Origin of the sequence: Pseudoduganella danionis (assembly GCF_009720775.1) — a bacterium.
In the GTDB taxonomy this organism is placed as follows: Bacteria; Pseudomonadota; Gammaproteobacteria; order Burkholderiales; family Burkholderiaceae_D; genus Rugamonas; species Rugamonas danionis.
In genome coordinates this window covers 1-281 of the sequence record NZ_WNKW01000040.1, presented here as the reverse complement: position 1 = coordinate 281, position 281 = coordinate 1, and the positions used below count along the sequence as shown (strand labels likewise).

Below are 281 nucleotides of genomic sequence, written 5' to 3'. Positions count from 1 at the left end.
TGCTGGACAACAAGCCGCTCCAGCTGGACGATACCTACGTCGCCGCCCTGCGCGCCGTGCTGACCGACAAGGAACTGGATGCCGCCTTCCGCGAGCAATGCCTGATCCTGCCGTCGGAAACCATCATCGCCGAGCAGATGGAAGTGGTGCACCCGCAAGCCATCCACAGTGCGCGCCAGTTCATGCGCCACGCCATCGGCACTGCGCTGCGCGCCGAACTGCTGCAGGTGTATGGCGACAACGCCACGCCGGGCCCCTACAGCCCGGACGCCATCTCGGCC

General features: G+C 66.5%; 1 protein-coding gene. It reads left to right on the top strand.

Annotated elements, in window-relative coordinates:
- A partial coding sequence (locus GM655_RS22625; protein ID WP_155436892.1) for an aminopeptidase N C-terminal domain-containing protein occupies nucleotides 1–281 on the top strand: 281 nt, incomplete at both ends.